Source organism: Spongiactinospora rosea (assembly GCF_003315795.1).
GTDB lineage: Bacteria > Actinomycetota > Actinomycetes > Streptosporangiales > Streptosporangiaceae > Spongiactinospora > Spongiactinospora rosea.
Map to the genome: position 1 here is coordinate 348,631 of NZ_QMEY01000007.1, position 13,146 is coordinate 361,776.

General features: G+C 72.4%; 12 protein-coding genes. 8 read left to right on the plus strand and 4 right to left on the minus strand.

All coding sequences use genetic code 11. The features are described 5' to 3' along the window. The first annotated feature begins 166 nt into the window (after positions 1–166). The 6 genes from DP939_RS48745 to DP939_RS19735 are packed head-to-tail and all read left to right on the plus strand — an operon-like array spanning position 167 to position 8,483. The gene (locus tag DP939_RS48745) at positions 167–2,992 is read left to right on the plus strand and encodes a YveK family protein (protein WP_113982176.1); all 2,826 of its coding nucleotides are present in this window, start codon (positions 167–169) and stop codon (positions 2,990–2,992) included. Continuing rightward, positions 2,989–4,305 (plus strand): hypothetical protein, encoded by a 1,317-nt coding sequence (locus DP939_RS19715; protein ID WP_225878369.1) that lies wholly within the window; start codon positions 2,989–2,991, stop codon positions 4,303–4,305. The genes DP939_RS48745 and DP939_RS19715 overlap by 4 nt, the downstream gene beginning before the upstream one ends. Continuing rightward, positions 4,302–5,237 carry a hypothetical protein gene (locus DP939_RS19720; RefSeq protein WP_113982177.1) on the plus strand — a complete coding sequence of 312 codons (936 nt, stop codon included), beginning with the start codon at positions 4,302–4,304 and terminating at the stop codon, positions 5,235–5,237. Before DP939_RS19715 ends, DP939_RS19720 begins: the two co-directional genes overlap by 4 nt. Then, positions 5,234–6,145, plus strand: coding sequence for a sulfotransferase domain-containing protein (locus DP939_RS19725; protein WP_404828600.1), 912 nt, complete (start codon positions 5,234–5,236; stop codon positions 6,143–6,145). The genes DP939_RS19720 and DP939_RS19725 overlap by 4 nt, the downstream gene beginning before the upstream one ends. After that, positions 6,142–7,575: a lipopolysaccharide biosynthesis protein gene (locus tag DP939_RS19730; protein ID WP_225878370.1), complete on the plus strand. Its 1,434-nt coding sequence runs from the start codon at positions 6,142–6,144 to the stop codon at positions 7,573–7,575. The genes DP939_RS19725 and DP939_RS19730 overlap by 4 nt, the downstream gene beginning before the upstream one ends. Next, positions 7,572–8,483, plus strand: a complete 912-nt coding sequence (locus tag DP939_RS19735) for a sulfotransferase (protein WP_113982179.1) — start codon at positions 7,572–7,574, stop codon at positions 8,481–8,483. Before DP939_RS19730 ends, DP939_RS19735 begins: the two co-directional genes overlap by 4 nt. A 177-nt stretch (positions 8,484–8,660) precedes the next feature. Here DP939_RS19735 and DP939_RS19740 read toward each other — a convergent pair whose 3' ends face one another. Genes DP939_RS19740 through DP939_RS19750 form a run of 3 tightly spaced genes read right to left on the minus strand, consistent with a single transcriptional unit; the run spans position 8,661 to position 11,256 of the window. After that, positions 8,661–9,431: a WecB/TagA/CpsF family glycosyltransferase gene (locus tag DP939_RS19740; protein WP_225878371.1), complete on the minus strand. Its 771-nt coding sequence runs from the start codon at positions 9,429–9,431 to the stop codon at positions 8,661–8,663. 59 nt (positions 9,432–9,490) lie between these two features. Continuing rightward, positions 9,491–10,417, minus strand: coding sequence for a glycosyltransferase family 2 protein (locus DP939_RS19745; RefSeq protein WP_113982181.1), 927 nt, complete (start codon positions 10,415–10,417; stop codon positions 9,491–9,493). Beyond that, the gene (locus tag DP939_RS19750; RefSeq protein ID WP_225878372.1) at positions 10,414–11,256 is read right to left on the minus strand and encodes a sulfotransferase; all 843 of its coding nucleotides are present in this window, start codon (positions 11,254–11,256) and stop codon (positions 10,414–10,416) included. The genes DP939_RS19745 and DP939_RS19750 overlap by 4 nt, the downstream gene beginning before the upstream one ends. A 214-nt stretch (positions 11,257–11,470) precedes the next feature. Between DP939_RS19750 and DP939_RS19755 the strand changes: the two genes are divergently transcribed. Beyond that, a complete protein-coding gene (locus tag DP939_RS19755; RefSeq protein ID WP_113982183.1) occupies positions 11,471–11,809 on the plus strand; it encodes an ArsR/SmtB family transcription factor in 339 nt (112 codons plus the stop codon). Positions 11,810–11,847: 38 nt separating this feature from the next. Next, on the plus strand, positions 11,848–12,537 hold the full coding sequence (locus DP939_RS19760) for a cation transporter (RefSeq protein WP_113982184.1): 690 nt from the start codon (positions 11,848–11,850) through the stop codon (positions 12,535–12,537). Positions 12,538–12,964: 427 nt separating this feature from the next. Here the strand turns inward: DP939_RS19760 and DP939_RS19765 are convergent. Continuing rightward, positions 12,965–13,146 (minus strand): ATP-binding protein (locus DP939_RS19765; RefSeq protein WP_158578623.1); only part of this gene is annotated, 182 nt, incomplete at its 5' end.

A 13,146-nucleotide genomic window follows, 5' to 3' on the forward strand; every position in this document is an offset into this window, starting at 1 on the left:
CCAACCCCCCACCTTTTACCTGCCGAAATTCATCCGCAGGACGGAAAATATCGGTCAAGCGGGTCGGCGAAATGGCCGACCGGCTTATAGTGGGGAGCCGTTCATCTTTGCGTGCGCGAACCGATTCGCGCAACTACCCGAACCAGGCGGGAGGGGCACGATTTCCATGAGCGGCCTGTCGCCGGACTTTCCCGAGCGCGGTTCGGGCACGGACCTGTCCGAGTACACCTCACTGCTGCGCAGACGCTGGCTGATCTTCTTCTTCTGCCTGGCCTCCGGGTTCACCGGCGGCGCCGCGCTGCTCAGGGTGACCCCGCCCGCCTACACCTCGACCACCCAGGTCCTGGTCTCCCCCACCGGGATCAACGACCTGTCCAACCAGGTCAACGGCCGCCAGCGGGAGTCCCTCAACCTCGACACCGAGGCCCAGGTCGCCCAGTCGGCCGTGGTCGCCGAGAAGGCCCGTGCCAAGCTGACGCCCTCCGCGATGGCAGAGCCGATCCCGGCCGCCACGATCGCGGTCGCCGTCCCCCCCAACTCGGCCGTGCTGTCGATCTCCGCGACCGCCGCCACCCCGGCCTCCGCCGCCGCACACGCCCGCGCGTACGCCGACGCCTACCTCCAGCACCGCACCGAGGCCGCGCAGCGCGAGGTGAGCACCCAGCTCAGGGCCTTCACCGCCAAGCTCAAGCAGCTCAACGACGACCTGAGCAAGATCGCCACCACACTGCCCGGCCTGGCCAGAGGCACCGCCGAGCGCACGATCGCCCAGCAGCAGCAAGACGTGCTGAGCCGCCAGGTCTACAACCTCACGGTCAGATACGACACGCTCAGGACGGTCGCCATCACCCCCGGCTCGGTGATCAGCGAGGCGGTGCCGCCCGGCGCGCCGAGCGCGCCCAGCCCCGCGCTCTACCTCGGCAGCGGCCTGATGATCGGCATGCTCGCGGGGGCGGGGGCCGCCTTCGCCCGCGACCGCCTCGACACTCGGCTGCGCACGGCCCGCGACGTCGAACGGCTGACCGGCGTCCCGGTGATCGCCGGGCCGTCCGGGGTCCCCGCGGGCCGCGACCCCGACACGCCGCAGGAGCTGGCGTCCACGCTGCTCGCCGCCCGTCCGGGCGGCCATCTGCTCATCCGTCCCGTCGGCGCGGACCACGAGGCGCGGCAACTCGCCGACGCCCTCGCCCGCCCGCTCGACCCGACCCGCGTCCTCACCGGCGAGGGCCTGCACGACCTCGCCCACGCCGACAGCGCGGTGCTGCTGGTCGCGCTGCGCGGGGTCCCGGCGCGCGAGGTCAACGCGGCGGCACAGGCGCTTCGCCGCGCGGGAGCGCGGCTGATCGGAGCCGTCGTGGTACGCCCGGCCCGCCGCCGCGCCCGCCGTACCCGCCGCGACTCCCCCCCGAACTCCGACTGGCCCACCGACCCCACCAGCTCGGACCGCCCCACCCGACGTAAGGGACGCTCCGACCGCCCCACGGGACGCACTGAGCGTCCTGACCGGCCCGCCGAACCCATGGAATCCCCCGGAGCCGACGCCCACTTCGACCGGCCCGCCCGACGTACTCCACCTCGTGACCAGCCCGCCGGACGTACCGACTGGCCCGCCGAATCCATGCAGTCCACCGGATTCGCCGAAGCCCCCGGGCCCGGCAGCGCCCACTCTGACGGGCCCGCCCGACGTACTCCGCCTCGTGACCAGCCCGCCGGACGTACCGACTGGCCCGCCGAATCCATGGAATCCACCGGATTCGCCGAAGCCCCCGGAGCCGGCGCCCACTTCGACCGCCCCGGCGGACGTACTCCGCCTCCTGGCCAGCCCGCCGGGCGTACCGGGCGCTCCGACTGGCCCGCCGATCCCGCCTCCTACTCCGACCGCCCTGGCGGACGTACTGCGCACACCGACCGGCTCACGGGGCATGCCGGCCGGCCCGGCGACTCCACGGAGTCCGCCGGATTCGCCGAAGCCCCCGGGGCGAGCGCCCGCTCGGACCGGGGTGCCGCACTCGGTGAGCAGCCCGGCGGACGTACCGGGCACTCTGACCGGCCCGCCGATCCCACCGCGCGCCCTGACCGGCCCGCCGAGCCCATGGAGTCCGCCGGATTCGCCGTGCCCGCAGGGCCGTTCGGGCCTGCGCGGCCTGCTCAGGCCGGTCAGCCTGCCGGAGCGCCCCGTTCGCCGTCGGCCGCCGTGCCGACGCCGCCCTCGCGTACCGCCTCGCCGGAGGAGCAGCAGGCGCTGGCCGCGCAGCTCACGACCGCGCGTTCGCGGTCCGGCCGGGACAGGGCGCACGGCGTACCGCAGGCACCCGGAGGCGCGGACGAGTGGCCCGTACCGCCGCGCCCGCAGACCGGCGAGGGCGCCCCCGTCGCCCCCGGAGAGGTCGCTCGTGCCAGGCGAGACGCCGGGCCCGGGCCGGAAGGGCTCGGCAAGCTGGTCGTCCCCGCTCCGGGCAAGGCCAGGCCGGGCCGTCCGGCCGCTGAAGACGGCACCACCACCGGCACCCACGCGACCGAAGCCCTGATCACCAGCCCGTTGCAGCAGCTCAACGACGCCGCACCCCGCTGGGCCGCACCGCCCGACCCCCTGGACGGCCCGAGCCCAAGTCCGAGCCCGAGTCCGAGCCCGACGCACCGCCCCACCAGGTCCGGCTCCCGCTGGGCCGACCCCCACGACGAACCACGCACCGGCCCCAAATGGGGCGATCTCTCCGCCCCCGACCACCCGAGCACTCCAGCCGACCCCGCCCCCGAGACCTGGGACGACGCCCTCTCCCCCAGCCCAAGGTCATGGGGCGACCGGGCGTCCCGCGGCGACGATCGCCAAGACGTCGATCCGCCACCCCCGGCAGCACCCCGCCGGACCAGCCCCCCCTATCCCCCCACCCGGAAGGACCCGGACGAACGCGACGACCGCCCAGCCCCCCGCAACGCCCTCCAGTCCTGGCTAGAAGACTCTGATCCGCCCGACCCCTGGCGCGAGACGTGACCCCCAAGACCCACGGCAAGCGCCTGCGCCTCCACCCGGCCGCGTGGCCCATCGCCGCGTTACTCATCGGCTACCCCCTCTGGTGGGCCCTCGGCTTCGGCGGCCTGTCGGTGATCGTCGTGGCGGGGCCGATGGCCGTCGTCCTGTGGCGGCGCAGGCCGATCAAGGTACCTCCGGGGTTCGGCCTGTGGCTGCTCCTCCTCGCCGGCCAGGCCCTCGGCGCGCTGATGCTCGCGGAAAACCCCCCCGGCACCTACGGTGACCTGACCCAGGGCAGGGTGCTCGGCCACCTCATGCGCCTGGCGCTCTGCGCCGCGCTCCTCATCGTCGTGCTCTACCTGGGCAACCTCACCCAGCGCGAGCTGCCGCAGCTCACCCTGGTCCGGATGCTCGGCGCGCTGTTCGTGGTCACCGTCGCCGGCGGCGTGCTGGGCCTGCTCGCCCCCGGCTTCCAGTTCACCTCCCCGGTCGAACTCGCGCTCCCCGACTGGGTCGGCGGCAACTCGTTCGTCAGTAACCTGATCCACCCCACCGCCGCACAGACCCAGAAGGTCCTCGGCCACGCCGCCCCCCGCCCCGAGGCCCCCTTCGAGTGGGCCAACGCCTGGGGCAGCAACCTGTCGGTGCTCGCCGTGTGGTTCGTGGTGGGCTGGTGGGTGTACGGCGGGGCCCGTCACCGGCTGGCCGTCGCGGGGGTGCTGGCGGTGGCCGCCGTACCGGTGGTCTACTCGCTCAACCGGGGCCTGTGGATCGGCATCGCCCTGGCCGCCCTCTACCTGGCCATGCGGCTCAGCGCCCGCGCCCGCATCGCGGTCTGCGTGGCCACGGCCGCCGGGGCGCTGCTCTTCCTGCAGAGCCCGCTGCAGGCCGTGGTCGTCCAGCGGTTGGACAACCCGCACAGCAACGACGTCCGTGCCTTCACCGTGTCCGCGACCATCGCCGCCGCCGCCCACTCGCCGATCATCGGCTACGGCAACACCCGCAACGCGCTGGGCAACCACCGTTCGATCACCACGGGCAAGACGCAGTGGTGCGACGAGTGCGGGCATCCCCCGCTCGGCAGCGACGGTCATCTGTGGCATCTGGCGCTCGCCCAGGGGTTCGTGGGGGCGGCGCTCTACATCGCGTTCTTCGGGGGCGCGGTGCTGCGGTGGTGGCGCGACCGGAGCCCGGTGGGCCTGGCCGGGGTGCTGATCATGCTGCTGGTGCTCTTCTACATGCTCATCTACGACGGCTACTTCACCCCCCTCGCGTTCTACATGATCTCGTTCGCCCTCCTGTGGAGAGGGTCCCTAGCCAAGGGGTCACCGTGAATGACGCTCGTGTCCGGGTGCGCTATCTCGACGAGACGGTACGCCTGCTGTTCCCCAGGGACGACGACGGCGGCGACATGGCCGCGTACTCCCTCCTGCCGCACGCCCGGCTGCCCCGCAGGCTGGTCCGCCGCCGCTGGTGGCACCGCCCGCTGAGCAGGCCGGTCATGGTCCCGGCGGCCGGCGGCGGGTCGATCGAAGATCACCTGGGCGAGGTGCTGGGCATGCCGATCCGTACGGTCCTGCACGTACGCCCGGCCCGGCGCGCCAACCGCAAGCCCATTCTGTCCGCGTACGGGCCGGACGGGCTCGCCGCCTACGTCAAGATCGGCGACACCGAGCGCACCGCGAAGCTGGTCGGTGACGAGGCGCGGGCGTTGCGCCTGGTCGCCGACCTGCCGCTCAAGGTGGTGACCGCGCCGACCGTGCTGCACCACGGCACCTGGCGGGGCCTCTCGGTGCTGGCGGTGTCGCCGCTGCCGGTGCCCCGCCGCCATCCCCGGGGCACGCGTTTCGCGGGTGACACGGTACGCGCCGCCGTACGCGAGATCGCCGAGCTGTGCCCCGGCGAACCGTACGCCTGGCACGGCGACCTCACCCCCTGGAACATGGCGCCCGCGCCGGACGGGCGGATGCTGGTGTGGGACTGGGAGCGGTTCGCGACCGGGGTGCCGCTGGGGTTCGACGCGGTGCACTTCTTCCTGCACCGGGCGCTGCGGCGGATGCGTCCGGCGCTCGCGGCCCGGGCCTGCCTGGCGCAGGCGACGGGCGTGCTCGCCCCGTACGGCCTGTCCTCCGCCGAGGCCCGGCTGACCGTGCTGCGCTACCTGATCGCGCTCGCCGACCGGCACGCCGCTGACGGGCACGAACCGCTCGGGCCGCCCGCGATTTGGCTGTCGCCGCTCATCGACCACGCGGAGCCGATCCTTTGAGCCACCGGCACGCCGTGCCGGGGGCCATCGCGCGTACGCTCACCGGCTCACTCGGACACTCGCTCAAGTGCTCCGCGCACGCGGTGTCGCTGGTCACGGGCAGGCTCACCGCCGGTCACCGGGTGCTGCCCGGCTTCCTGATCATCGGGGCGCAGCGCTGCGGCACGACCTCCCTGTACCGGGCGCTGTCCCAGCACCCCCTGGTGCTCAAGCCGGTGCTCCGCAAGGGCGTCCACTACTTCGACATGGCGTATGAGCATGAGATGCGGTGGTATCGCGCTCATTTCCCGCTTCGCGCCACGGCGGCACGTCTGCACCGGATGTACGGACACCGGCCGGTCGCGTTTGAGTCGTCGCCCTACTACCTGTTCCACCCACTGGCGGCGGCCCGGATCGCCAAGGAACTGCCCGGGGTGAAGCTGATCGTCCTGGTCCGCGATCCGGTCGAACGCGCCTATTCCGCCCACGCGCACGAGCTGGCCCGGGGGTACGAGCGCGAGCCCTGCTTCGAGCGCGCGGTGCTCCTGGAGGACGAACGCCTGGCGGGCGAACCCGAACGGCTGTCCGCCGACCCCCGGGCCGGCAGCCACGCCCACCGCCACCACGCGTACCTGGCCAGGGGCCGCTACGCCGAACAACTCGCCCGGATCGAGCCGCTGGTCGGCCGCGATCACCTGCTGGTGGTGGACAGCCACCGATTCTTCACCTCCCCGGCGGCCGTCTACGCGGAGGTGCTGCGGTTCCTCGGCCTGCCGGAGCTGACCGTGCCGGGGTTCGCCTGCCACAACGCGCGCCCGCGCGCCGCCCCGATGCCGGCCCGGCTGCGCCGCCGCCTCGCCGCCCACTTCGAGCCCTGGGACTCCCGCCTCACGCCCTGGCTGGGCCATCCCCCCTCATGGCTCCGGTGACCGCGCCGGGACGTTCGCTGGCGTCCGTGGCCAGAGGCGGGGTGCTGGGCCTTGCGGGGGCGGGGGCGGGGGCGGCGGCGCAGGTGGCGCTGGTCCTGGTGGTGACCCGGTCGTTCCCGCCCGCCACGGCGGGCGCGCTGTTCACCGCGATGGCCCTGTGCCTGATGACGGCCGGGGTCGTACGGCTGGACGCGAGCAACGGCCTGGTCCACGCGCTGGCCCACCACTCCTCAGGTGCCGAGCGCGCCCCCATGTCCGCTTATGTCCGGGCAGCGGGGTATCCGGTGATCGCCCTCTCCACGGTCACCGGAGTCGCCGTGTACCTTCTCGCGCCCACCGTCGCCGACGTCACCGGCGTACCGGGCGAGTGGGTCCGGCTGCTGGCCCTCGCGCTGCCGTTCATCGCCTGCGCGGACGTCCTCGTGGCGGCGACCAGGGGGCTCGGGGCGATGGGCCCGACCACGTACCTCCTCGGGGTGGTTCAGCCGCTCACCCAGCTCACCCTGATCTGCCTGGCCACCATCGCCGGTTCGGCGTCCGCGCTGCCTCTAGCCTGGGCCCTGCCGTACGTACCGGTCCTGGCCCTGGCCGCCCTCTGGCTGTACCGCCACACCCCACCGGCGGTGGTCGCCAGGACCGAAGCCCGGTACATGCTGGGAGCCGAGCATCGGCAGACCGGGCCCGGCACGCCACCCGAGGCCGTAGGCGGCCCCGGGCCGGGGGCCGACGAGCGTGCGCGGCACACCCGCCACGCCGCAGCCGAACTCTGGCGGCACACCGGCCCCCGGGCGGCGGCCGGGGGGATCCAGGCGGTGTTCCAGCGGCTGGACATCGTGATCGTGGCGGTGCTCGCCGGGCCGGTCGAGGCGGCCTGCTACACGGCGGCGACCCGCTTCAAGCTGATCGGCCAGCTCACCGCCCAGGGGCTCGCGCACGCCGTCCAGCCCCGGCTCGTCCGCGCCCTGACCGGCCACGACCTGCACACCGCGCGACGCCTCTACCAGGTGACCACGCTGTGGCTGGTCGCGTTGACCTGGCCGGTGTGGATCGCCTACGCGGCGCTCGCGCCGTGGCTCCCGGCGCTGCTCGGCGCCGCCTACGAGCGGGGCGCGCAGGTGGCCGTCGTACTGGCCGTGACCATGATGATCGCCTCGGCGTGCGGGATGGCGGACCTCGCCCTGATCGCCGCCGGACACACCACCACAAGCCTGGCGAACACCACCATCGCCATCACCGTGACCGTGGCCGCCGACATCGCCCTCGTACCCGCGCACGGGGCGCTGGGCGCGGCGCTCGGCTGGTCGGCCGGAGTACTCGTGAAGAACCTGCTGCCCCTGTTCCACCTGCACCGCAAGTACCGGCTGCGCCCCTTCGGCCGGCACACCCCGGCCGCCCTGCGCCCCCGCACCTGGCACGAGGGCGCGGCATGAGCGCGCCCATCCTGGTCACCGGCCTGCCGCGCAGCGGCACGAGCTGGACCGGCCGGATGCTCACGGCGGGCGGCGGGCTGGTCTACGTCAACGAGCCGCTGAACCCGCAGCACCCGCCCGGCCGCTGCCCCGGCGTGCTGAACGCCGAGGTCACCCACCGCTTCCAGTACATCTGCCGGGACAACGAGGACACCTGGCTGCCCGCGTTCCGCGACACCGTGGCGCTGCGCTACCGGTTCGCCGCCGAACTCCGCCGCAACCGCTCGCCGTACGACCTCGCCAGGCTCATCCGCTACGGCACCGCGTTCACCGCCGGCCGGCTGCGACACGCCCGGGCCCTGCTCGACGATCCGTTCGCGGTGCTATCGGCGGGCTGGTTCGCCGACCGGCTCGGCTGCCGGGTGATCGTACTGCGCCGCGACCCGGTGTCCTTCGTGGCGAGCTGGCAGCGGCTCGGCTGGACCATCCACTTCCGCGACCTGCTGGACCAGCCGCTACTCGTCCGCGACCACCCCGAGGTCGCAGAGCTGAGCGCCCTCGCCGACTCCACCGGCCGGATCACCAAGGCCGCCACCCTGTGGCGGCTCACCGCCACCATCACGGCCCGCCTCGCGTCCCAGCACCCGGGCATCCAGGTCGTCCAGTACGAGGACCTGGCCAGAGACCCCCTCGGCGGCTTCCACACCCTCTACGACCGGACCGGCCTGAACTGGTCCCCCCGCGCCGAAAAACGCATCACCCAAGCCTGCACCGCCCCCATCACCGGCCCCCAATCCCCCTTCGCCTGGAGCGGCCTCTCCCTGTCCCGCACCGCCTACCGCCGCACGAACTCCCACGCCGCCGCCCACCTCCCCCCCAACGGCCTGACCCCCACCGACATCACCCACATCCGCACCCTCTGCTCCTGACCACCCACCAGATCGCAACGACCCCAGCACCAAATCCCAACGACGACCGGCGTACGTCCCCTGAGCACAAGCGCTCTCGGGCACCGACCACCGCACACCCACAGAACACCCCGAACCCCGATGAGCAGATGACGCCCAGGCAGGCCCCCCGAAGCCCGCCGTCGGTCGAGTGGGTGGTCAGCTGGTGAGCCCGCCGGAAGTGTGGCGTCGGAAGATTCTGCGGGCCGCGCATGTGGTGAGCAGGCGGGCCGCGAACGGCAGGTCGTGGATCAGGTAGCGGCGGGCCAGGCGCACAGGCTCCTTGATGAGCCGGTGCAGCCACTCCAGCCCCGCGTGGCGCATCCAGTCCGGCGCTCGCCGGGCCGCGCCCGCCGCGAAGGTGACCGCCGCGCCGCAGCCGATGAACCACGCGTCAGGCAGGTCGGCGCGCAGGCCCGCGATCAGGCGGTCCTGTTTGGGAAAGCCCAGCCCGACGAACACCAGTCGCGGCCCCGCCGCGACCACCTCGCGTTTGACCCGCGCCCATTCCGCCGCCGACGACTCGAACCCGAACGGCGGCGCAGAAGCCCCCGCCACCGTCAGCCCCGGGCTGCGCGCCGCCAGCGCCTGGGCGGCCAGCTCAGGCACCCCCGAAGGCCCGCCGAGCAGGTAGATCGGCATGCCCTCGCGGGCCGCCGCCGCCGACAGCGACCAGATCAGGTCGGCGCCCGCGACCCGGCGCGGCACCGGCGTGCCGAGCAGCTTGGACGCCCACACCAGTGGCATGCCATCGGCCACCGCGATGTCCGCGGAGGCCACCAGCGCCGCGATCTCCTTGTCCCGGCGCGCCGCCCGGCAGATGTCGACATTGGGGGTGACGATGTGACCGCCGTGCCCCGTCCGGAACGCCTGTACGACGCGTTCGACGACCTCGCCTTCGGTGAGCGGGTCGAACGCGACCCGTCCCACCACCACACGACCGGCGGAAGCAGCAGAGGAACCCGAGGAACGCTCGGGTAAGTGGCCGCTCATATGCCCCGGCCCCACGTGTGCAGCCGGTGCAGAACCGTGTGCGCCGACACCAGACCGGCGGCGACGATGAGGGCCAGTGCGGCACGCGGCTCGGCGAGCCGGGCGGCCGAGGCGCGCAGAGCCCACCTGCACGCCTCACGGCGATGGCCGAGCGCCGCGTGGGCGAACGCGAGCTGGCCGTAGATCCGTGCCGCGCCGCGTGGATCTACGGCCAGCTCCTGGTGCCGGGCGAGCATCCACTGCAGCCCGGCGATCCGGTCCGCCCACTGGGCGATGTAGTCGGAGACGCCCCAATGGACTCTGACCAGGGGCTGATCGACGTGGGCGATCGGGTGCCGCTTGGCCGCGCGCAGCGCGAAATCCCAGTCTTCGTTCTGACCGCCTGGGGCGCTTTCGTCGACCCGCAGGGCGGCTTCGCGGCGGAACATGAAAGTAGAGGAATGCACCATGACCATCCGGGACCTCATGAGGTGAGCGGGTGTGATCGTGTCGGTGCCTGCCAGTCGCACGGTGCGGCGCGTGCCGTACTCGACCTCGATGCCGCAACTGGCGAACTCGGCGGCGGGACTCCCGGCGAGCGCCGCCGCCTGGGCGGCGAGCTTGCCGGGGAGCCACTCGTCGTCGTCATCGCAGAACGCCACGAGATCGGTGTGGAGTGCGGCGATGCCGGTATTGCGCGCTCCGGGGAGACCCGGGCGTCCCTCGTTGGGGAGCACCCGGAGATCGGCCCCGGTCTCGGACACGATCCCGGCCAGTTGGCCGGCCACCGTGACCACGAGCTCATGGCCGCCATCTGCCACCACGACGACTCGGACCGCTCCCGGATAGTCCTGCCGGACGGCCGCCAGGGTCGCGGCGCGCAGCGACTTCGGCCGCCTGCCGCGGGTCGCGATCACCACTCCGACCGATGGGGGCGGCGTCATGCGGCCGCCCTCGCGCGGTAGCCGTACTGGAGCATGAGCGGCAGCGTCAGCGCGGTCACCAGGAGCCGCTGACCGCAGGGCAGCGCCTGCCGCCAGTTGTCGTCGCGGACCAGCTCCACCGTGCCGGAGGTGAACCGCATCGGATTGCCGGACGCGGTGTGCGCGGTGGTCAGGTGGACCTGGCGGTCGGTCAGGAAGTCGAGCCGGGGCGCCAGGTCGAGGCGGGTGAGCAGGCGGGCGAAGACGGTGCGCGGCGAATCGAGCAGGTCCTCATAACGGACTCTGGTCACCGGCACTCCCTTCCCCGCGAGCAGCTCAAGTGCGAGGTTTTGCGTGGTCCAGTGCGCGGCGGTGCGGGCCGGTGACCAGCGAGGCATCGGGGTGCCGTCTTCCGGCCTGATGATCCGCCTTTGCCATGAGTGTGCCACGGCCCGGGGGTCGCGTACCAGATGCACGACATGGACCGGTACACCGGCCGCGGCCAGGCAGAACGCCAGCGATGCGTGCTTGCTCGAATCGACCACCACGGGACTGTCCGCGACCTCGCCCGCCGCCGCGTAGAGGCGGTGATAGACGCTCACGTATTCGACCAGCTCGATGGTCAGCCGCGGCGGAATCCGGCGGGTGCGATCGACTCTCTGGCGCAGCTCGATCATGCGCTCGGCCAGCTCCGGGGCCCATCCACCGAAGGCCAGTCGCCCGACCTCCACCCAGAACCCGCACTCCGGCAACGGAACCCCGCACCCACACGGCTCCCCATCGATCAACCCCCGCGCCCACAGATGCACGACCTCACCGAGCGGCACCACCCCCGGCACCTCTCCCAGCAATCGCTCCAAGAGCGTGCTGCCACTTCGGCCAAGCCCGCCCAAGAAGATCACCCGAGCGGGTGGCGGGCATTGGCCCACGTAACGAACCCCCCAAATCATCGCTACTTGCTGCACTCATTCTAACACACAGAGTAATCGGCCGACATGGCGGCATCCAAAGAGCCGTCAAGGCTTCAAGGATTCAGGGTGTTGTGAATTCAAGAACTGCTGTACTGTTGCCGATATGGTGACCACGGCCACGGGCATCGAAGTACTCGCCAGGTTCGGGCGGGCGCTCGCCGACCCGATCCGCTGCCGCGTTCTCGTCGCGTTGCGCGAGGCCCCGGCCCATCCCGCCGACCTGGCCGAACTGCTCGGCATCTCCCGCACCCGGCTGTCCAACCACCTGGCCTGCCTGCGCGACTGCGGCCTGGTGGTCGCCGTCCCGGTCGGCAGGCGTACCCGCTACGAACTGGCCGACCCACGCCTCGGGCACGCGCTCGACGACCTGCTGGCCGCGGTCGTCGCCGTGGCCACCGACCGCACCTGCCTCGACGCCGACGAACAGAACTGCTGCACCTGACCCTTGTCCCGTCCTGCCCGTCAGAGAGGACACTCTCTATGACCGCCGTCCCGCTCACCCCCGGCCCGGCGCGCCGCGCCGTACTGACCCGGCGCATCCGGCTGCTGGTGGCCGCCACCATCGCCTACAACCTGGCCGAGGCCGCCATCGCCCTCACCGCGGGCGCCATGGCCTCCTCCGGAGCGCTGATCGGCTTCGGACTGGACTCCCTCGTCGAAGTGGCCTCGGCCGGCGCCGTCGCCTGGCAGTTCTCCGCCGCCGACCCACAACGGCGGGAGCGGGTCACCCTGCGACTGATCGCGATCTCGTTCTACGCCCTCGCCATCTACGTCACCTTCGAGTCCGTCCGCACCCTGCTCGGCACGGACCAGGCCGAGCACTCCACCCCGGGCCTGGCACTCGCCGCCCTCTCACTGCTGGTCATGCCGTTCCTCTCCCACGCCCAACGCCGCGCGGGCCGCGAACTGGGCTCCGCCACCGCGGTCGCCGACTCCAAGCAGACCCTGCTCTGCACCTACCTGTCGGCCGTACTCCTGGCCGGCCTCGCCCTCAACAGCCTTTTCGGCTGGCACTGGGCCGACCCGATCGCCGCCCTGGTCATCGCCGCCATCGCAGCCAAGGAGGGCCACGCCACCTGGCACGGCAACACCTGCTGCCCACCCCCCACCGCCCAGCCCACCCCCTGCTGCCCTCCAACGACAACAGCCGCCGCCCACGACCACCGGTAGTGATGGTGGGGGGGGCGACATTAGGAGGGCTTGCCGGAGCGGGAGGCCGGGTCCAGAACACGCGGCACAGGAGACACCCCGACGTCGAGCGGACTTTGCAGGATAAAACCCCGCTACTGCCTGAACTCCGGTGTCTGGGCTTCGAGCACCGTGTACTGCGGGCCGGAGCGGTAGGTGAGTTCGATTTTGCGCAGGCCCAGACCACAACGGCGCACGACACCGGCAGTGCTCGCCCGTCCCACAAGGTCGGCCAGGACCTGCGCAAAGGCGAGCTTGATCGACCGACCAGAAGGTCAACACACCGCCGATAGCCGGTGCATGAACGACGGGCAGCCACCCACTCCCGCGCAACCCCGGACACTTGTCAACGGCCAAGTGCGTGTCGCCGCTGGTGGCCATGTAGAAGTCCCCACCTCTTCGTAGTTGACTACTTCTTGATCAAGCGTGCTGGTGTCCTGGTTCGTGCCTGTTTCATCCGGAAGGACTCACCTTCGGTGACCACCACGATGCTGTGGTGCAGGAGCCGGTCCAGCAGACTGACCGCGGTGGTGTGCTCGGGCAGGAAGCGTCCCCACTGGTCAAAGGGCCAGTGCGAGCCGATTCCCAACG

Bases quoted from the DNA above. Each gene is read 5' to 3' on its own strand.
- DP939_RS19755 (WP_113982183.1), top strand. From the start codon at position 11,471: ATGGTGACCACGGCCACGGGCATCGAAGTACTCGCCAGGTTCGGGCGG.
- DP939_RS48745 (WP_113982176.1), top strand. From the start codon at position 167: ATGAGCGGCCTGTCGCCGGACTTTCCCGAGCGCGGTTCGGGCACGGAC.
- DP939_RS19735 (WP_113982179.1), top strand. From the start codon at position 7,572: ATGAGCGCGCCCATCCTGGTCACCGGCCTGCCGCGCAGCGGCACGAGC.
- DP939_RS19745 (WP_113982181.1), bottom strand. From the start codon at position 10,417: ATGACGCCGCCCCCATCGGTCGGAGTGGTGATCGCGACCCGCGGCAGG.
- DP939_RS19760 (WP_113982184.1), top strand. From the start codon at position 11,848: ATGACCGCCGTCCCGCTCACCCCCGGCCCGGCGCGCCGCGCCGTACTG.